The organism is Variovorax sp. 22077 (genome assembly GCF_052044195.1).
In the GTDB taxonomy this organism is placed as follows: domain Bacteria; phylum Pseudomonadota; class Gammaproteobacteria; order Burkholderiales; family Burkholderiaceae_C; genus Variovorax; species Variovorax atrisoli.
The window spans coordinates 11,994-30,705 of sequence record NZ_JBQEQC010000022.1 but is presented as its reverse complement, the minus strand read 5'-3'; the positions used below and the strand labels follow the sequence as shown (position 1 = coordinate 30,705).

17 protein-coding genes are annotated in these 18,712 nt (G+C 70.0%); 16 read left to right on the top strand and 1 reads right to left on the bottom strand.

What is annotated here, in order from left to right; all coding sequences use genetic code 11:
* The first annotated feature begins 11 nt into the window (after positions 1-11).
* The 13 genes from ACTJLF_RS26345 (at position 12) to ACTJLF_RS26285 (ending at position 14,168) form a co-directional block, all read left to right on the top strand.
* Positions 12-1,214: an ABC transporter substrate-binding protein gene (locus ACTJLF_RS26345; protein ID WP_126182437.1), complete on the top strand. Its 1,203-nt coding sequence runs from the start codon at positions 12-14 to the stop codon at positions 1,212-1,214.
* Between the two features lie 127 nt (positions 1,215-1,341).
* The gene (locus ACTJLF_RS26340) at positions 1,342-2,214 is read left to right on the top strand and encodes a branched-chain amino acid ABC transporter permease (protein WP_019656876.1); all 873 of its coding nucleotides are present in this window, start codon (positions 1,342-1,344) and stop codon (positions 2,212-2,214) included.
* 8 nt (positions 2,215-2,222) lie between these two features.
* A complete protein-coding gene (locus ACTJLF_RS26335; RefSeq protein WP_440884207.1) occupies positions 2,223-3,203 on the top strand; it encodes a branched-chain amino acid ABC transporter permease in 981 nt (326 codons plus the stop codon).
* Positions 3,196-3,957, top strand: coding sequence for an ABC transporter ATP-binding protein (locus ACTJLF_RS26330; RefSeq protein ID WP_440884206.1), 762 nt, complete (start codon positions 3,196-3,198; stop codon positions 3,955-3,957). Before ACTJLF_RS26335 ends, ACTJLF_RS26330 begins: the two co-directional genes overlap by 8 nt.
* Positions 3,954-4,664: an ABC transporter ATP-binding protein gene (locus tag ACTJLF_RS26325; protein WP_440884205.1), complete on the top strand. Its 711-nt coding sequence runs from the start codon at positions 3,954-3,956 to the stop codon at positions 4,662-4,664. The genes ACTJLF_RS26330 and ACTJLF_RS26325 overlap by 4 nt, the downstream gene beginning before the upstream one ends.
* A 39-nt stretch (positions 4,665-4,703) precedes the next feature.
* Complete coding sequence (locus tag ACTJLF_RS26320) at positions 4,704-5,660, top strand: tripartite tricarboxylate transporter substrate binding protein (protein WP_440884262.1); 957 nt, start codon at positions 4,704-4,706, stop codon at positions 5,658-5,660.
* Positions 5,657-6,973, top strand: a complete 1,317-nt coding sequence (locus tag ACTJLF_RS26315; protein WP_440884204.1) for a 3-isopropylmalate dehydratase large subunit — start codon at positions 5,657-5,659, stop codon at positions 6,971-6,973. The genes ACTJLF_RS26320 and ACTJLF_RS26315 overlap by 4 nt, the downstream gene beginning before the upstream one ends.
* Before the next feature lie 55 nt (positions 6,974-7,028).
* Positions 7,029-7,550: a LeuD/DmdB family oxidoreductase small subunit gene (locus ACTJLF_RS26310; protein WP_019656882.1), complete on the top strand. Its 522-nt coding sequence runs from the start codon at positions 7,029-7,031 to the stop codon at positions 7,548-7,550.
* On the top strand, positions 7,543-9,240 hold the full coding sequence (locus ACTJLF_RS26305) for a hydantoinase B/oxoprolinase family protein (protein WP_440884203.1): 1,698 nt from the start codon (positions 7,543-7,545) through the stop codon (positions 9,238-9,240). Before ACTJLF_RS26310 ends, ACTJLF_RS26305 begins: the two co-directional genes overlap by 8 nt.
* On the top strand, positions 9,237-11,291 hold the full coding sequence (locus tag ACTJLF_RS26300; protein WP_440884202.1) for a hydantoinase/oxoprolinase family protein: 2,055 nt from the start codon (positions 9,237-9,239) through the stop codon (positions 11,289-11,291). The genes ACTJLF_RS26305 and ACTJLF_RS26300 overlap by 4 nt, the downstream gene beginning before the upstream one ends.
* Positions 11,288-11,902, top strand: coding sequence for a cysteine hydrolase family protein (locus ACTJLF_RS26295; protein WP_126182442.1), 615 nt, complete (start codon positions 11,288-11,290; stop codon positions 11,900-11,902). The genes ACTJLF_RS26300 and ACTJLF_RS26295 overlap by 4 nt, the downstream gene beginning before the upstream one ends.
* The gene (locus tag ACTJLF_RS26290; protein ID WP_440884201.1) at positions 11,899-13,308 is read left to right on the top strand and encodes an FAD-dependent oxidoreductase; all 1,410 of its coding nucleotides are present in this window, start codon (positions 11,899-11,901) and stop codon (positions 13,306-13,308) included. Before ACTJLF_RS26295 ends, ACTJLF_RS26290 begins: the two co-directional genes overlap by 4 nt.
* On the top strand, positions 13,305-14,168 hold the full coding sequence (locus tag ACTJLF_RS26285) for an isocitrate lyase/PEP mutase family protein (RefSeq protein ID WP_440884200.1): 864 nt from the start codon (positions 13,305-13,307) through the stop codon (positions 14,166-14,168). Before ACTJLF_RS26290 ends, ACTJLF_RS26285 begins: the two co-directional genes overlap by 4 nt.
* Before the next feature lie 12 nt (positions 14,169-14,180).
* On the opposite strand, the gene ACTJLF_RS26280 is transcribed toward ACTJLF_RS26285, so the two are convergent.
* Positions 14,181-15,068 (bottom strand): LysR family transcriptional regulator, encoded by an 888-nt coding sequence (locus ACTJLF_RS26280; RefSeq protein WP_019656888.1) that lies wholly within the window; start codon positions 15,066-15,068, stop codon positions 14,181-14,183.
* A gap of 111 nt (positions 15,069-15,179) precedes the next feature.
* Between ACTJLF_RS26280 and ACTJLF_RS26275 the strand changes: the two genes are divergently transcribed.
* The 3 genes from ACTJLF_RS26275 to ACTJLF_RS26265 all read left to right on the top strand — a co-directional run bounded on the left by ACTJLF_RS26275 (position 15,180) and on the right by ACTJLF_RS26265 (position 18,667).
* Positions 15,180-15,938, top strand: a complete 759-nt coding sequence (locus tag ACTJLF_RS26275; protein ID WP_019656889.1) for an SDR family oxidoreductase — start codon at positions 15,180-15,182, stop codon at positions 15,936-15,938.
* A gap of 172 nt (positions 15,939-16,110) precedes the next feature.
* Complete coding sequence (locus ACTJLF_RS26270; RefSeq protein ID WP_019656890.1) at positions 16,111-16,800, top strand: TetR/AcrR family transcriptional regulator; 690 nt, start codon at positions 16,111-16,113, stop codon at positions 16,798-16,800.
* 70 nt (positions 16,801-16,870) lie between these two features.
* Positions 16,871-18,667 (top strand): acyl-CoA dehydrogenase C-terminal domain-containing protein, encoded by a 1,797-nt coding sequence (locus tag ACTJLF_RS26265; RefSeq protein WP_126182444.1) that lies wholly within the window; start codon positions 16,871-16,873, stop codon positions 18,665-18,667.
* Positions 18,668-18,712: the final 45 nt, after the last annotated feature.

Genomic DNA, 18,712 nt, shown 5'->3' with positions numbered 1-18,712 from the left:
AGGAAAGCCCCATGCAGAACCGCCGCAGTTTCGTGTCCCGCTCGGCCGCGCTGGCCACCGCCGTCGCCTTCCCCCTCGTGGCCGGCGCGCAGCCCAAGACCGTCAAGGTGGGCGTGCTGCACCCGGTCACCGGCGCGCTGGCCTATTCGGGCCAGCAGTGCCGCCTGGGCGCGCTCATGGCCATCGAGGACATCAACGCGGCGGGCGGCATCAGGTCGCTCGGCGGCGCGAAGCTCGAGGCCCTGCTGGGCGACGCGCAGTCGCAGCCGCAGGCCGGCGCGGCCGAGGTCGAGAAGATGAACGAGGCCGGCGTGTCGGCCATCGTGGGCGCCTTCGCTTCCGCCATCTGCCTGGCCACCACGCAGGCCGCGGCCAAGTACAACCTGCCGCATGTGGTCGACGTGGGCGTGGCCGACCAGATCGTCGAGCGCGGGCTGAAGAACACCTTCCGCTTCGGACCCGGCTACAAGAAGTCGACCGAGGTGGCCATGGCCAACCTGCTGGTGCTCAACAAGGCCGCGGGCAGCCCCGCCAAGACGGTGATGATCATCCACGAGGAGTCGCTGTTCGGCGCGGGCACCGCGCAGCTGCTCTCGCGCGAGCTGCCGGGCTACGGCTTCGAGGTGAAGGAGGTGGTGAAGCACGCCAACCCCACGCGCGACTTCAACAACATCGTGCTGCGCATGAAGTCGGTCAACCCCGACATCGTGATTCCCGCCAACTACTACAACGAATACGCGCTGCTGGTGCGCACCATGCAGCAGCAGAAGGTGGTGCCCAAGGCGATCTTCTCGGTGCTGGGCGGCGCGGCGTCGAGCTACAAGTTCGTGAAGGAATTTCCGGACGCAGCCAACGGCATCATCGACTGCAACCACTGGTTCAACCCGAAGGACAAGCGCTCGCAGGAGCTGCGCAAGCGCGTGGAGGCCAAGGGCCAGTTCTTCAGCTACGAGGTGTTCATGACCTACACCTCGATGTGGCTGCTGGCCGATGCCATCGAGCGCGCGAAGTCAGCCGAGCGCGCGGCCATCATCGACGCGCTGGAGAAGAGCACCTTCTCCAACCACATCATGCCGTACGGCCCCACGCGGTTCGTCAACGGCCAGAACGAAGGCGCGCAGCCGCTCATGACGCAGGTGGTGAAGAACGACATCAAGGTCATCATCCCGCGCGACTACCGCGAGACCGACCCGGTCTTCCCGCTGAAGGCCTGAAGCCGGGCCGACACGAGGCACCACCCATGAAGCGCTTCGTCGGATTCCGGACACGCACGGAGTCCGGTGAAGCGGCACGCCCACGCAAGACGCACAGCCAGGAAAGCGGCCAAGCCCCCGACAGCCAATGCCAGACATCACCATCCTCTTCCCGTCGGTCCTGAACGGACTGACGACCGGCGCCGTGTACGCGCTGATCGCGGTCGGGCTCACGCTGATCTACGGCGTGCTGCACATCATCAACTTCGCGCATGGCGCGAGCCTGATGCTGGCGCTCTACGCGGTGTACTTCCTGAAGGAGCGCTGGGGCATCGATCCCTACCTGGCGCTGCCCATCGCGGTAGCGGGGATGTTCGCGCTCGGCTATGCGCTGCAGCGCGTGGTCATCAACCGTGCGGGCCATGGCAAGGACGAGAACATCCTGCTGGCCACGCTCGGCATCGCCATCGTCATGGAGAACCTGGCGCTGCTGTTCTTCAAGTCGGACACGCGCAGCATCGACACCGCCTATTCGCTGAGCACCGTGGCCATCGGTCCCGCGATGATCGCCGTGCCCAAGCTGGTCGCCTTCGCCGGCGCGCTGGCGGTGTCGGGCATCCTGTTCTGGATCATGGGCCGCACCGACCTGGGCCGCGCCATCCGCGCGGTGGCCAAGGAGAAGGAGGGCGCCAAGCTCATGGGCATCGACGTCGACCACGTCTATGCCATGAGCTTCGGCATCGGCCTCGCATGCCTCGGGGCCGCGGCCTGCTTCCTGCTGCCGGCCTATTACGTCAACCCGCAGGTGGGCAGCGGCTTCGTGCTGGTGGCCTTCACCATCGTGGTGCTGGGCGGCATGGGCAGCTTCGTTGGGGCGCTCGTCGGCGGCTTCCTGATCGGCGTGGTCGAGTCGCTCGGCGGGCTCTACCTGGGCGAGTCGCTCGGGCAGATCGGGATCTTCGCGATCTTCATCGGCGTCGTGCTCTTCCGCCCGCAGGGCATGTTCGGAGCCAAGGCATGAGCGCGGGCATGAACCCGGGACGCCGGCAGCTCGCGGGCATCGCGCTCTTCGCGGTGGCGGTCAGCTGCGTGCCGCTGGTCACACAGTCGGGCGTGATGCTCAACTTCGTGATGATGGCGCTCTATGCAACGCTCATCGCGCAGGCCTGGAACATCCTCGGCGGCTTCGGCGGGCAGTTCTCGTTCGGGCATGCGCTGTTCTTCGGCACGGGCGCCTACATCCAGGCCATCGCGCAGCTGCAGGGCGGCATCAACGCGTGGGTCGCGCTGCCGCTGGCCATTGCCGGCAGCGCGCTGGTGGGCCTGTTCGTCGGCGCGCTGACCTTTCGCTACGGGCTGAAGGGCTCGTACTTCGCACTCGTCACGCTGGCCTTCGCGGAGGTGTTCCGCATCCTCGCGACCTCGGTGCCGTTCACCGGCGGCGGCGTGGGCCTGATGGTGCCGCTGCGCGAATCGGTCGCGAACATGCAGTTCGCCTCGCGCGCGGGCTACCTGTGGGTGGTGCTGGCGATGGTGGTCGTGGCGCTGCTGGTGACCTGGTGGCTGCGCAACGGCCGCTTCGGCGCCTACCTGCAGGCCGTGCGCGACAACGAGGATGCCGCGCGCGCCGTGGGCGTGAACCCTTTCCGCGTCAAGCTCGCGGCCATCGGCCTGTCGGCGGCCTTCATGGGCGCGGCCGGCGCCTTCTACGTGCAGGTGTTCCAGTACATCGATGCGGGCATCGCCTACGGCCCGGTCACCTCGGTGGAGGCGCTGGTCGCGGCCATCGTGGGCGGCATGGGCACGCTGTGGGGGCCGGTGCTGGGCGCGGCAGTGCTGCACCTGCTGTCGGACCTCACGCGCAACCTGTTCGGCGAGCTGCCGGGCATCAACATGGTCATCTACGGGACGGTGCTCGTGCTCATCGTGATCTTCCTGCCGCGCGGCGTGGCGGGCCTGGGGCTGTCGGTGCGGCAGCTGTGGAAGACGAAGGGAGGCCGCGATGACTGAGCCCCTGCTGCAGCTCGACGGCATCTCGCGCTCCTTCGGCGGCCTGAAGGCCGTGCAGGGCGTGAGCCTGTCGGTGAGGGAGGGCAGCCTCACCGCGCTGATCGGCCCCAACGGCGCGGGCAAGACGACGCTGTTCGCGCTGATGTCGGGCTTCCTGCGGCCCGACGCTGGCACCGTGCGCTTCGCCGGCCGGGACATCACCGGCCGCGAGCCGCACCGCAACGCCGTGCTCGGCATGACCCGCACCTTCCAGATCGTGAAGCCCTTCGCCGCGCAGACCGTGCGCGAGAACATCGCCGTGGGTGCGCACCTGCACCTGCGCGACCGCGCCCAGGCGCTGGCCAGTGCCGAGGCCGTGGCGCTGCGCGTGGGCCTGGCGCCGCAGCTCGACAAGCCGGCCTCCGACCTCACCGTCGCCGGCCGCAAGCGGCTCGAACTCGCCCGCGCGCTCGCCACGCGGCCCCGCCTGCTGCTGCTCGACGAAGTGCTCGCAGGCCTCAACCCCCAGGAGATCGCCGACATGTTGCCGGTGGTGCGCGGCATCGCCGACAGCGGCGTGACTGTGCTGATGATCGAACACGTCATGCAGGCCGTCATGAACCTGGCCGAGCACGTGTGGGTGCTGGCGCAGGGCCGGCTGATCGCCGAGGGCAACCCGGCGCAGGTGACCTCCGACGAGCGCGTCGTCGAGGCCTACCTGGGCCACGGCACGGCGGCGCGCCTGCGCAAGGCTGCCGCGGGAGCGGGCGCATGAACCCGTTGCTCGAAATCCGGGGCCTGCGCGGCGGCTACGGCCGCGTGGAAGTGCTGCGCGGCTTCGACCTGCAGTTCGACGCCGGCGAGATGGTCGCGCTGCTCGGCAGCAACGGCGCGGGCAAGTCGACGCTCAACAGGATGGTCTGCGGCCTCGTGCCCACCTGGGCCGGCAGCGTGCGCTTCGACGGGCGGGACCTCACGGGGGCCCACTACCGCGACGTGGTGAAGGCCGGCCTCATCCAGGTGCCCGAGGGCCGCAAGGTGTTCCCCAACCTCAGCGTGCTCGAGAACCTCGAGCTCGGCTCCTTCACCCGCGCCCGCGAGCGGCGCGCGGCCAACGTCGAGAAGATGTTCCACATCTTCCCGCGGCTGCGCGAGCGCATGACGCAGCACGCCGGCACCATGAGCGGCGGCGAGCAGCAGATGCTGGCCATCGCGCGCGGGCTCATGGCCGAGCCGGTGCTGCTGATCCTCGACGAGCCTTCGCTCGGCCTCTCGCCGCTGCTGGTGGAAGAGATGTTCACCCTGATCCGCGAGCTGCGCGACGGCGGCCTCGCAGTGCTGCTGGTGGAGCAGAACGTGGGCCAGTCGCTGGAGATCGCGGACCGCGCCTACGTGCTGGAGAACGGCAGCGTGCGCTTCTCGGGCAAGCCCGACGAGCTGCTGGACAGCGACGAACTGCGGCGCGCGTACCTGGGCCTCTGAAGCCCCCGAAGAACAAAGAGACAACAAGGACCCCCCATGATCCATCGCCGCGACATCCTCATCGCACCTGCCGCCCTGGCCTTCGCCGCCGCTGCCCGGGCGCAGCTCGGCAATGCGCCGGTGCGCATCCTCGTCGGCGCGCCGGCGGGCGGCTCGACCGACACGCTGGCCCGCTCGCTCGCCGTCAGCATGGGCCCCGCGCTGGGCCGCACCGTGATCGTCGAGAACAGGCCCGGCGCAGGCGGCAACATCGCCGCCGATGCCGTCGCCAAGGCCGCGCCCGACGGCAACACGCTGCTGATGAGCTTCACCGGCCATGCCATCAACGCCACGCTGTACCCCTCGCTGCCCTTCGACCCGGTGAAGGACTTCACCGCGCTCACCTGCGTGGCGACCTCGCCGTCGATCCTGGTGGCGAGCCCGTCGGTGCCGGCGAAGGACGTGAAGGAACTCATCGCGCTCGCCAAGGCCCGGCCGGGCCAGCTCAATTTCGCGATCGGCGCGGTGGGCTCGTCGCTGCACATGGCGGGCGAGGCCTTCAAGATGCAGTCGGGCGTGGACATCGTGAACATCCCGTACAAGGGCACGGCACCTGCGGTGCAGGATCTGCTGGCCGGCCAGGTGCAGCTGATGTTCGCGGCGGTGGGCAACGTCAAGGCGCACATCCAGGCCGGCAAGCTCAAGGCGCTGGGTGTCACCACCGCCACGCGCCTGCCTGCGTTCCCAGAGGTGCCGGCCATCGCCGAGGCCCTGCCGGGCTATGAATCGAGCGCATGGTTCGGCCTGTTCGGTCCGGCGCGCCTGCCGGCGGACGTGTCGCGCAAGCTCAGCGATGCGGCTCGCCGTGCGCTGCAGCAGCCCGACATGCTCAGGCGGCTGGACACCGAGGGCGCCATCCCGGTCGGCAACTCGCCCGAGCAGTTCGCAGCCTTCGTGCAGAGCGAGATTCCGCGCTGGGCCAAGGTCGTGAAGTTCTCCGGAGCCAAGCCCGAATGAACACCCCCGCAGCAACCCGCGCAACCGTGGCCGCACCCGTAGCCGCTCCAGCCCGGCCCCAGACGCTCGCGCAGAAGCTCATCGCGCGTGCCAGCGGCCGCGAGCACGTGGCGGTGGGCGAGATCGTGACCTGCGGCGTCGACCTGGCCATGTTCCACGACTCGTCGGGTCCGCGCCGGCTCAAGCCCATGCTCGAGGAACTGGGCGCGCGCCTCTGGGATCCCTCGCGCATCGTCCTGGTGATGGACCACTACGTGCCCGAGCGCGACGACGACTCGCGCCGCATCGTGCGCATCGCGCGCGAGTGGGCGCGCGAGCAGGCACTGCCGCACGTCTACGACAGCCAGGGCATCTGCCACGTGGTGGTGCCGCAGCACGGGCACATCCGCCCCGGCATGCTGTGCGTGGGCGGCGACTCGCACTCGCCCACGGGCGGTGCCTTCGGCGCCTACATGTTCGGCGTGGGCAGCACCGAGATGCTCGGCGTGGTGGTCACCGGCGAGATCTGGCTGCGCGTGCCCGAGACCATCCAGATGTGGTGGGACGGCGCGCTGCCCGCAGGCGTCACCGCCAAGGACATGATGCTGCACATGATCGGCCGCTTCGGCATGAACGGCGGGCGCTACCAGGCGGTGGAGTTCGCCGGGCCCGCGGTGGCAGCGCTGTCGATGCAGGAGCGCATGACGCTGTCGAACATGAGCGCGGAGCTTGGCGCGCAGGCCGGCCTGATCGCGCCGGACGCCACCACAGCGGCCTTCCTCGCCGAGGCCGACGCACCGTCGGCCGACACGGGGGCTTGGTTCACCGACGACGGTGCCGAACTCACGCGCCACGGCTTCGATGCGGCCGCGCTCGAGCCGCACGTGGCCGCGCCGCACAGCCCCGCCAACTCGCGCGGGGTGAGCCACTACGCCGGCACGCCGGTGGACGTGGCCTACATCGGCGCGTGCACCGGCGCCAAGCTCGACGACCTGCGCGCCGCGGCACGGGTGCTGCGCGGGCACAGGGTGGCTGCGGGCGTCCGGCTCATCATCGCGCCCGCCAGCATCCGCGACCAGGAGCGCGCGCGCGCCGAGGGCGTGTTGCAGGCGCTGACGGACGCGGGCGCGGAGCTCTTCCCGACCGCGTGCGGGGCCTGCTCGGGCTACGGCGACCCGATGGGCGACGACATCACCGTCATCTCGACCACGGCGCGCAACTTCAAGGGCCGCATGGGTTCGCCCAGCGCGCAGGTCTACCTGGGTTCTCCCTACACCGTGGCGGCCGCGGCGCTGCGCGGCCGCGTGACCGACCCGCGCGAGGTGCTGGCATGAGCCGCCGGGCCGTTCCTGGGTCGAGTACCGCGGTGCGACGCGCGGAGGTCGCAGCATGAGCGTCACGCACGCCACGCACCGCGTCTGGCGGCTCGGTGCCGACATCGACACCGACCTGCTCGCGCCGGGCCATGCCATGAAGCACGGCATCGACATCATCGCCAGGCACTGCCTCGAGGCCGTCCGCCCCGATTTCGCCGCCGGCGTGCAGCGCGGCGACGTGATCGTGGCCGGCCCCAACTTCGGCATCGGCTCGTCGCGGGAGCAGGCCGCCGCGGTGCTCGTCCACCTGGGCGTGAGGGCGGTGATCGCGCCGTCGTACAGCGGCCTGTATTTCCGCAACGCCTTCAACGTGGGCCTGCTGCTGCTGACCTGCGCGCAGGCCGAGACCCTGGGCGAGGGCGACCGGATCGCCCTCGACGCCACGGTGCCCGGGGTCGTCGGACCGGACGGCAGGCCCCTGGCCTGCGAGCCGGTGCCCGGATTCCTCATGGACATGGTCCGCGCCGGCGGACTGCTGAACCAGCTGCGCCTGCGCGCTGGCCGCCCCGCCTCGAAGAAAGCTCCCGATGCCTGATACCTCCTCCACGACAACCATCGATCCCGTCACGCTCGCCGTGCTGCGCGGCCGCCTCGAGCAGGTGGCCGACGAGATGGACGCCACGCTCTACCGCAGTGCGTTCAATCCCATCATTGCCGAGGCGCACGACGCCTGCCACGGCCTGTACGACGCCGCCACCGGCGACACGCTGGTGCAGGGCAAGTCGGGCCTGCCCGTCTTCGTGGGAGCCATGGCCTTCGCCGTGCGCGCCACGGTGAAGGCGGCCGAGCCGCGCGGCGGCATGAGGGACGGCGACATCTGGATCAGCAACGACGCCTACGACGGCGGCACGCACGCCAACGACTTCAAGCTGGTGAAGCCCTTCTTCCGCAACGGCAGGCTCTACTGCCACATGGCCTCCGCCGCACACTGGCATGACGTGGGCGGCGCGGTGCCGGGCAACTACAACCCGGCGGCCACCGAGTGCTGGCAGGAGGCGGTGCAGATTCCGCCGGTGCGCATCGTGCGCGACGGCGTGCTCGACGCCGACGTGCTGGCCATCCTGCAGGCCAACACGCGCCTGCCCGACAGCCTGTGGGGCGACCTGAACGGCCAGCTCGCGGCACTGGAGCTGGGCGCGAAGCGCCTGGACGGCCTGCTCGACGAGTACGGCGACGAGCTGGTGCTGAGTGCGCTGGGCGAATTGCGCGGCCGCGCACTGCGCCTGATGCGCTCGCACATCGCCTCGTTGCCCGACGGCCGCTACAGCGTCGAGGACGTGCTGGACAACGACGGCATCGTCAACGAGCCGCTGACCATCGCGCTCGACATGACGGTGGCCGGCGACCGGCTCACGCTGGACTTCTCCCGCACCTCGGCGCAGTGCGCGGGCCCGGTGAACATCTCGCGCGCCACCGCGGTGGCCGCCTGCTACGTGGCGCTCAAGCATCTGTTCCCCGACGTGCCGGCCAATGCCGGCGTGCTCGACGCGGTGGACTTCGTCATTCCCGGGCGGCTGGTGATCAGCGCCGAGCGACCGCGCCCGGTGGGCGGATACACCGAGACCATCCTGCGCATGATCGACGTGATCTTCAGCGCCGCTGCGCAGGCCGACCCCACGCGCGCCGTGGCGCAGGCCTACGGCACCATCAACGCGCTGTCGATCGCGGGGCACCGCAGCGACAAGGGCCGTGAAGGCCAGCGCTGGGTGATGTTCAGCTTCTTCGGCGGCGGGCATGGCGGCCATTCCGACGGCGACGGGCTCGCGCACGGCAACGCGCCCATCTCGACCGCGACGATCCCGCCGCTGGAGATCCTCGAGGCCGCCTACCCGGTGCGCTTCACCGAATGGTCGCTTCGCCCCGACTCCGGCGGCGACGGCCGGCATCGCGGCGGACTGGGCGCCGTGTACGAGATCGAGCTGCTCGAGAAGGACGCCGAGGTGTTCGTCTTCGGCGAGCGCGGCACCTCTCCGCCCAAGGGCATCGCCGGCGGAGGCGCGGGCGCGCTCAACGTGTTCCGCTACGAGAACGCCGGCCAATGGCACACGCCCCCCATGGTGTCGAAGATGCGCGGCATCGCGCTGGCGCGCGGCGAGCGCGTGCGCCTCGAAACCCCCGGCGGCGGCGGCTGGGGCCCTGCGGCCGAGCGTACCCCCGCGCAGCGCGAGGCCGACGTGGCCATGGGCTATGTGAGCAGCGACAAGACGAAGAAAGCACCCGAATGACCTCTCCTGGCAATTCCCTCGTCGTCGGCGTCGACGTCGGCGGCACCTTCACCGACCTTTTCGTGCTCGACGAAGCCAACGGCAGCGCGCGCATCGTCAAGGTGCCTTCCACGCGCGGCGAGGAAGCGCGCGGCTTCATGAACGGCGTCGCGCGCGTGGCGGATTCGGCCGCCGCCATCGCCACCATCGTGCACGGCACCACGGTGGGCACCAACGCGCTGCTCGAGCGCAAGGTGGCGCGCACCGGCATCATCACCACGCGGGGCTTCCGCGACGTGCTCGAGATGCGCCGCCGCGACCGGCCCCGGACCTGGGGCCTGCGCGGAAGCTTCCTGCCCGTCGTGCCGCGCGACCTGCGCCGCGAGGTGGACGAGCGCACGCTGGCCGACGGCACGCTGCACACCCCCGTCGACCTGCAGCAGGTGCGTGCCGAGGCACGCGCGCTGCTGGAGGCCGGCTGCGAGGCCGTGTGCGTGTTCTTCATCAACACCTACGCCAACGCTGAGAACGAGCGCCTCGCCGTGGCGGCCGTGCGCGAGCTGTGGCCCAACCCGCACGTGACCTCGGCCAGCGAGGTGCTGCCCGAGATCCGCGAGTTCGAGCGCTGCTCGACCGCCACGCTCAATGCCGCACTGCAGCCGGTGGTGGGCAGCTACCTCGGCCGCCTCGAGGGCGACCTGCGCGCGCAGGGCTTCGGCGGCGAACTGCTGGTGGTGCAGAGCAACGGCGGCGTGATGTCGCGCCAGACCGCGAGCGACCTGCCGGTGCGCACCGCGCTGTCGGGGCCGGCGGCCGGCGTCATCGCCTGCGCGGCCATCGCGCGCGCTGCCGGTTTCCCGAATGCGATCACCGGGGACATGGGGGGCACGTCCTTCGACGTGTCTCTGGTGGCCAACGGCGAGGCCGCGCTGGCCGCGCAGACCGCCATCGAGTTCGGCATGGTGATCCGCTCGCCGATGATCCAGATCGAGACCATCGGTGCCGGCGGCGGCTCCATCGCGTCGGTGGACGCGAGCGGCATGCTGCAGGTCGGCCCCGAGTCGGCGGGCAGCGTGCCGGGGCCGGCCTGCTACGGTCGCGGCAACACGCGCCCGACGGTGACCGATGCGAACGTGCTGCTCGGGCGCATCGCGGCGGACCGCCCGCTGGGCGGCGGCCTGCTGGCGGCGCTGGACGCGCAGAAGTCGCGCCAGGCCATCGAGGAACACGTCGCGCGTCCGCTGGGCCTCGACGTGCATGCGGCCGCCGAAGCCATCCTCACCGTGGCCAATGCGCGCATGGCCGGCGCGATCCGCCTGGTGTCGATCGAGCGCGGGCACGATCCGCGCCGCTTCGCGTACATGCCCTTCGGCGGCGGCGGCGCGCTGCACGTGTGCGCGATGATGCGCGAGGTGGGCGTGGCCACCGGCATCGTGCCGCGCTACCCGGGCGTGACTTCGGCGCTGGGCTGCGTGATCGCCGACATGCGCCACGACGCGGTGCAGACCATCAACAAGGCGCTGGCCGATCTCGACGTGGTCGACCTTCGGCACCGCATCGACGAGCTGGCCGCCAGCTGCCAGCAGCGGCTCGATTCGTCGGGCGTGCGCTTCGACGAGGTGCGCGAGGTGGTCGCGCTCGACATGCTCTACGCCGGCCAGACCCACACGCTGCCGGTGGTGCTGGCCGATGCGGGCCAGGCGCCGCTCACGGCGGAGTCGATTCGCTCGGCCTTCGAGGCCGCCTACACCGCAGCCTTCGGCCGCGTGCTCGACGGCATCGCGATCCGCGTGATGAACCTGCGCTATGCGCGCATCGGCGTGCGACCCAAGTTCGACCTGAAGGTGCTGGCGCCCGAAGGCGAGGGCAGCACCGCGCCGCTGGGCACGCAGCGCGTGTTCCATCAAGGCCGGTGGCACGACGCGCTGCGCTACGCGCGGCTCGAACTGCCGGTGGCCGCACGCATCGACGGGCCCGCCATCCTCGAGCAGGCCGACACCACCGTGTGGCTGGAGCCCGGCTTCCATGCCGAGGTCGATGCATACGGCAACCTGCTGGTGAGGCCGTCATGAGCGCCGGCGCGAAGATCCTTCCGGCGAAGACGGCGCTGGTCGTCGTCGACCTGCAGAACGACTTTCTCCACCCGAATGGCGCCTACGCGCGCGGGGGCGACGCCAACCCGCCCGCGCTGCTGCTGCCGGAGCGCGTGGCCGCCGTTGCGCGCGCGCTGAAGGCGGGCGGCGGACTGGTCGTGGCGAGCCAGTTCACCCTGTGGCCCGACGCGAAGGGCGAGCCGATGATCTCGCCGCACCTGAAGGCGCTGCGCCCGTACCTGGCCAGGGGCGACTTCGCGCCCGGCAGCTGGGGCCAGGCCAACGTCGATGCGCTGGCCGGCCTGGTCGACGTCACCGTGAGCAAGGTGGCGTACTCGGCCTTCTTCAACACCCAGCTCGACTGGGTGCTGCGCCGCGCGGGAATCGACACCGTGGCCGTGTGCGGCATCGTCACCAACGGCGGCGTGGCCAGCACGGTGCGCGATGCGCACATGCGCGACTACCGCACCCTGGTGCTCGGCGACGGTTGCGCGGCATTCGGCGAGGAGCGCCACAACACCTCGCTGGCCGACATGCGCAACGTGGCCGAAGTGACGGACTGCGCGCCCTTCATCGCGTCGCTGGCATGAGCGGTCCCGAAAGAACGCTCCGGCGTGCCGCGCAGGTGGAGGCCGAGGTGCATGTGCCGGTCGCCATCGTCGGCGGCGGGGCCTGCGGGCTCACTGCGGCGCTGATGCTGGCCGACGCGGGCGTGGACTGCGTGGTGCTGGAGCGCGACGCGCTGCCGAGCGGGTCGACCGCGCTCTCGTCGGGCTTCATTCCAGCTCCCGGCACGCGCACGCAGCGCGAGCATGGCGTGGCAGGCGACAGCGCCGGGCGCTTCGCGGCCGACATCCAGGCCAAGGCGCACGGCCGCGCGGCGCCTGCGCTGGTCGAGGCGTACGCCGGTGCCATCGGCCCCGCACTCGACGCGCTTCAGGCGCGCCACGGCCTCGAATGGATCCTGCTCGACGGCTTTCTCTACCCGGGCCACAGCGTGCATCGCATGCATGCGATGCCGCAGAAGACCGGCGCCGCGCTCATGGCGGCGCTGCTCGCCGCGGTCGAGGCGGCGGGCATCCCCGTGCTGACGCAGGCCGTGGTCGACACGCTGGTGCTCGATGCGCAGGACCGGGTGGTCGGCGTGGACTACCTGCGCCCCGACGGCCGGCGCGAGACGCTGGGCTGCGACGCGCTGCTGCTGGCATGCAACGGCTTCGGCGGCAACGCGCAGATGGTTCGCACGCTGCTGCCCGAGATGGGCGAGGCCGCCTTCGGCGGGCACGTGGGCAACGACGGCAGTGCGATCCTCTGGGGAACGGCGCTGGGCGCACGGCTGCGCGACCTGGGCGGCTACCAGGGCCACGGCTCGTGGGTCACGCCCCAGGGAGCGCTGATGTCGTGGGCCGTGATGATGGAAGGCGGCGTGCAGCTCAACTGCGAAGGCCGCCGCTTCCACGACGAGACCCAGGGCTATTCCGAAGCCGCGGTGCACGTGCTCGCGCAGCCGGGCGGCATCGCCTGGAACGTGTTCGACACGCCGTTGCTCGCCCTGGCGCGCGGCTTCCCCGATTTCTGCGAGGCCGAGGCCGCCGGAGCGCTGCGCCGCTGCGACTCGGTGGCCGCGCTGGCCGGGTGCATCGGCTGCGAAGCCCCCGTGCTGCAGGCCACGCTCGACGCAATGCGCGCCGGTGCCGCACCCGACGGCCGCGTGTTCGCGCGCGGTCTCGAAGCGCCGTACTTCGCCGTGAAGGTGACCGGCGCGCTCTTCCACACCCAGGGCGGCCTAGACACCGCGCCCGACATGCGCGTGCTGCGCCAGGACGGCACGCCGCTTCCCAACCTGCTGGCCGCGGGCGGCGCTGCCGGCGGCGTGTCGGGCGACGCGGTGTGGGGCTATCTCTCCGGCAACGGCCTGCTGAGCGCCGTCGCCGGTGGCTACATCGCGGCGCGCACCGCCGCCTCACTCGTTGGACACAAGGAGCCGTCCGCATGACGACACACGACTTCAAGACCCGCCTCGCCAGCCGCGACATCGTGCTGGCGCCCGGCGTGTACGACGCGCTGAGCGCGCTGGTGGCCGAGCAGGCCGGCTTCGAGGCGCTCTACCTGTCGGGCGCGTCCATCGCCTACACCCGGCTGGGCCGCTCCGACATCGGCCTGACCACCTTCACCGAAGTGGCCGACACGCTGGCACGCATCACCGAGCGGGTGGACCTGCCGGTGATCGTCGATGCGGACACCGGCTTCGGCAACGCGCTGAACACGCAGCGCACCGTGCGCGGCTTCGAGCGCGCGGGCGCGGCGATGGTGCAGATCGAGGACCAGACCTTTCCCAAGCGCTGCGGGCACCTCGACGGCAAGGCCGTGGTGCCCGAGCGCGAGATGGTCGGCAAGCTCAAGGCAGCGCTGGACGCGCGCGCTTCCAGCGACACCCTGATCCTCGCGCGCACCGACGCGGTGGCGGTCGAGGGCCTGGAGGCCGCGCTCGACCGCGCCGAGGCATACCTCGAGTGCGGCGTGGACGCCCTGTTCATCGAGGCGCTGCGCTCGCCCGAGCAGATGGATGCCGCCTGCAGCCGCTTCGCGCATCGCGTGCCGCTGCTGGCCAACATGGTCGAGGGCGGCAAGACGCCGATCCAGGACGCCGATGTGCTGCAGCGGCACGGCTTTCGCATCGCCATCTTCCCCGGCGGCACGGCGCGCGCGGTGGTGCACACGCTGCAGGGCTACTACGCCAGCCTGCACCGGCACCGCACCACGCAGCCCTGGCGGGCGCAGATGCTGGACTTCGACGCGCTCAACGAAGTGATCGGCACGCCGCAGCTGATGCGCGAGGGCCGCAAGTACGAGTAGCCGGCAGCCGCCTCAGCGCAGCACGCGGATCAGCTCGTCGTACACCAGCCGCACGCGCGCCGGAACCGGTGCGCGCTGCGAGCGGTAGACATGGATCGGCCAGGGCTCCGGCGCCTCGGCCTCCAGCACCTCCACGAGCTCGCCCGACTGCAGCAGGGGCTCGGCCAGCGGGGCCACGAGCTGGCCGAAGCCCAGGCCCGCGCGCACTGCCGCGCATTCGGCATCGACGTCGTCGGTGACGAAGGCGGGCGCGGCGATCGGCACCTGCCGCCCCTTGCTGAAGAACCACGACCATGGGCGGCCCGAGCTGCGGTCCATCAGCGCAGTGAGCGGAAAGCCCGGCAGCGCATCGAGGCTCTCCGGAATGCCGGTGCGCTCGATCAGCGCGGGCGTCGCCACCACGTAGAGGCGCATCCTGCCGACCGTGCGGGCGACGAAGCGCGCATCTCGGATGGGTCCAGCGCGCACGCCGATGTCGATCTGCTCGTCGACCACGTCGGCATGGCTCTCCGACAGCCGCAGGTCGAGCACCAGGCCGGGGTGCCCGGCCAGCATGGGCGCCAGCGCCTGCGGGATCAGCCGGCGGCCGAACACGTTGGGTGCGGTCACGCGCACCGTGCCCGCATGCTGCGACAGCGCGCGCCGGTCGGTGCGGTGGAACAGAGCGTCGACGCCGCCCACCGCCGCACGCGCGCGCTGCGCGAGCTGCCGCCCGAAATCGGTGAGCTGCACGCCGCGCGTGCTGCGGTGGAAGAGCGGCTCGCCCAGTTCTTCCTCGAGCTCGCGCACCGCGCGCGTCACCACCTGCGGCGACACCGAAAGTCGCACGGCCGCCTCGCGGAAATTGGAGGCATCGGCGGCGGTGAAGAAGACGCGCAGCGCTTCGAGGCGGTTGGACATGGAGTGTTCCTCAATTGGGAATTCTGAAGTCGCCAGAGTTTCATTTACTGGAACGCATGGATTTTCCACACTGCATGCACTTCTTCAACACACCGCGAAAGGAATCTCTCCATGACATCTGTTCAAGACAACATCAAGGGCAAGGTCGCCATCGTCACCGGTGCGAGCAGCGGGCTGGGCGAATCGACCGCGCGCCACCTGGCGGCGCGCGGCGCGAAGGTGGTGCTGGCTGCGCGCCGTACCGAGCGGCTCGACAAGCTCGTCGCCGAGATCCGCGAAGCCGGCGGCGAAGCCATCGCCGTGGCCACCGACGTGGCGAAGCGCGCCGACCTCGAGAAGCTCGCCCAGGCCACCGTCGAGGCCTTCGGCCGCATCGACGTGCTGGTCAACAACGCAGGCGTGATGCCGCTGTCGCCCATCCACAAGCTGAAGGTCGACGAATGGGACCGCACCATCGACGTCAACATCAAGGGCGTGCTCTACGGCATCGCCGCGGTGCTGCCGCGCATGCAGGCGCAGGGCAGCGGGCACATCGTCAACGTGGCGTCCATCGCGGGGCTGAAGGTGTTCACGCCGATCGGCACCGTCTACAGCGCGACCAAGTACGCGGTGCGCGCCATCTCCGAGGGCCTGCGCGTGGAGGTGGGCAACAGCGGCGTGCGCGTGACCATCGTCTCGCCCGGCGCGGTGGAGTCGGAGCTCAAGTTCGGCACCACCGATGCCGAGAGCGCGGCCGGCGTGAAGGCGTTCTACGAGTCCAACCAGATCCCTGCCGATTCGGTGGCGCGCGCCGTGGTCTACGCGGTGGAGCAGCCGGCCGACGTGGACATCAACGAGGTCGTGCTGCGGCCGGTGTCGCAGGAGTTCTGAGCCCCGGGGCCGTACGGCCCTGGAAGCGAGTGAGAGTGAGTGATGCGGGACGGACCCGATTGCGGTCCGTCCCGCCTTCATTAACCTTCAATAACTGAAGGTTAATTTGCGGCCGGAAGTCCAAAGCCCTGCAAAATAGAACGACCGTTCGTTTTTGCATGGAAATTCCACGATGACCGCAACAGCCGTTCCCGCCAAGCCCGCGCGCGCCGCCCAGAAAGGGCAGCAGACCAAGGCCGTCATCGTCGATGCGGCGCTGGCACTGGCCGCGCAGATCGGCCTCGAAGGGCTGTCGATCGGCGCCGTGGCCGAGATCACCAAGATGAGCAAGTCGGGCGTCTTCGCCCACTTCGGATCGCGCGAAGAGCTCCAGATCTCGGTGGTGCGCGAATACCACGCGCGCTTCGAGCAGGAGGTGTTCTTTCCCGCACTGAAGGCGCCGCGCGGCCTGCCGCGCCTGCGCGCCATGTTCGCTAACTGGATGAAGCGCACCTCGACCGAGATCGACTCGGGCTGCATCTACATCAGCGGCGCTTCCGAATTCGACGACCGTCCAGGTCCGGTGCGCGACGCGCTGGTCGAGTCGGTCAGCATCTGGCAGGCGGCCGTGCTGCGCGCCATCGTGCAGTCGCAGAGCGAAGGCCACCTGCGCGCCGACGCCGACGAACGCCAGCTGGCGTTCGAGATCCACGGCCTGATCCTCGCGCTGCACTACGAAGCCCGCTTCCTGCAGGTGCCCGGCTCCATCGGCCGCGCCAACGTCGGCTTCGACAACATCCTCGCGCGCGCCGCCACGCCCGACGCACCCAAGCCCGAAGCGGCCGCCGCACCCGCGGCACGCCGCCTCAAGACCGTGCGCTGAGCGAAGCGCGCGGCCGGTTCCGTTTTTCCTTTTTCTTTTTTCTATCTAGCTTCGACCAGGAGAGTCCCGGATGCCTACCTACACCCCCCCCGTACGCGACATGCAGTTCGTGCTGCACGAAGTGCTCAACGTCGCCGAGGAGCTCAAGGCGCTTCCGGCCCATGCCGAGACCGACGCCGACACCATCAACGCGGTGATCGAGGAGGCGGGCAAGTTCGCCGCCGAGGTGACCTTCCCGCTGAACATCAGCGGCGACGAGGAAGGCTGCACGCTCGACAAGAACACGCATGAAGTGAAGACCCCCAAGGGCTTCAAGGAAGCCTACGCCAAGTACGTCGAGGGCGGCTGGCCCGCGCTGTCGTGCGACCCGGCCTTCGGAGGCCAGGGCCTGCCCTTCGTGGTGAACCAGTGCCTGTTCGAGATGCTCAACAGCGCCAACCAGGCCTGGACCATGTATCCCGGCCTCTCGCACGGCGCTTACGAAGCGCTCGCCGCGCACGGCACCGACGAGCAGAAGAAGACCTACCTGCCCAAGCTCACCAGCGGCGAATGGACCGGCACCATGTGCCTGACCGAGCCGCACTGCGGCACCGACCTGGGCCTGCTGCGCACCAAGGCCGAGCCGCAGCCCGACGGCACCTACCGCATCACCGGCAACAAGATCTTCATCTCGGCCGGCGAGCACGACATGACCAGCAACATCATCCACCTGGTGCTGGCACGCCTTCCCGACGCGCCCAAGGGCAGCAAGGGCATCAGCCTGTTCGTGGTGCCGAAGTTCAAGGTCAAGGCCGACGGCTCGCTGGGCGAGCGCAACCCGATCTTCTGCGCCGGCCTGGAGCACAAGATGGGCATCCACGGCAACGCCACCGCGCAGATCGTGATCGAAGGCGCCACCGGAACCCTGGTGGGCGAGCCCAACAAGGGCCTGGCCGCGATGTTCGTGATGATGAACGCCGCCCGCCTGGGCGTGGGCAACCAGTCGCTGGGCCTCACGGAAGTGGCCTACCAGAACGCGCTGGCCTACGCCAAGGACCGCATCCAGATGCGCTCCCTCTCGGGCGTGAAGGCCAAGGACAAGGAAGCCGACCCCATCATCGTGCACCCCGACGTGCGCAAGATGCTGCTCACCGCCAAGGCGTACGCCGAAGGCGGCCGCGCGCTGCAGATCTTCTGCACGCTGCTGCTCGACAAGGAACACAACCACCCCGACGAGAAGGTGCGCAAGGACTCGGGCGAGCTGGTCGCGCTGCTGACCCCCATCGTCAAGGCCTTCATCACCGACAACGGCCACATCTCCACCAACGCCTGCATGCAGGTGTTCGGCGGCCACGGCTTCATCAAGGAATGGGGCATGGAGCAGTTCGTGCGCGACAACCGCATCAACATGATCTACGAAGGCACCAACACGATCCAGTCGCTGGACCTGCTGGGCCGCAAGGTGCTGGGCAACAACGGCGCCTCGCTCAAGAAGTTCGGCAAGCTCGTCGCGAAGCTGGTGGAAGAAGAGGGCGTGAACGAGAAGATGGCCGAGTTCATCAACCCGATCGCCGGCCTGGGCGACCAGCTCACCAAGTTCACGACCGAGATCGGATTCAAGGGCTTCCAGAACCCCGACGAAGTGGGCGCCGCCGCCGTCGACTACCTGCGCGTGGCCGGCCACTTCGTGTTCGGCTACCTGTTCGCCCGCATGGCGCAGGTCGCGCTGCGCGAGATCGCCGCCGGCAACACCGACCCGTTCTACGTCGGCAAGCTGCAGACCGCGCGCTTCTACTTCGCCAAGCTATTCCCCGAGACCGCGACGCTGATGCGCACCGCGCGCGCCGGCAGCAAGGTGCTGATGGACACCGAAGCCGCCCTGGCGTAAGCCTGGGGCTCCTTCTTCGACGACCGACCCACACTCAACCGGAAG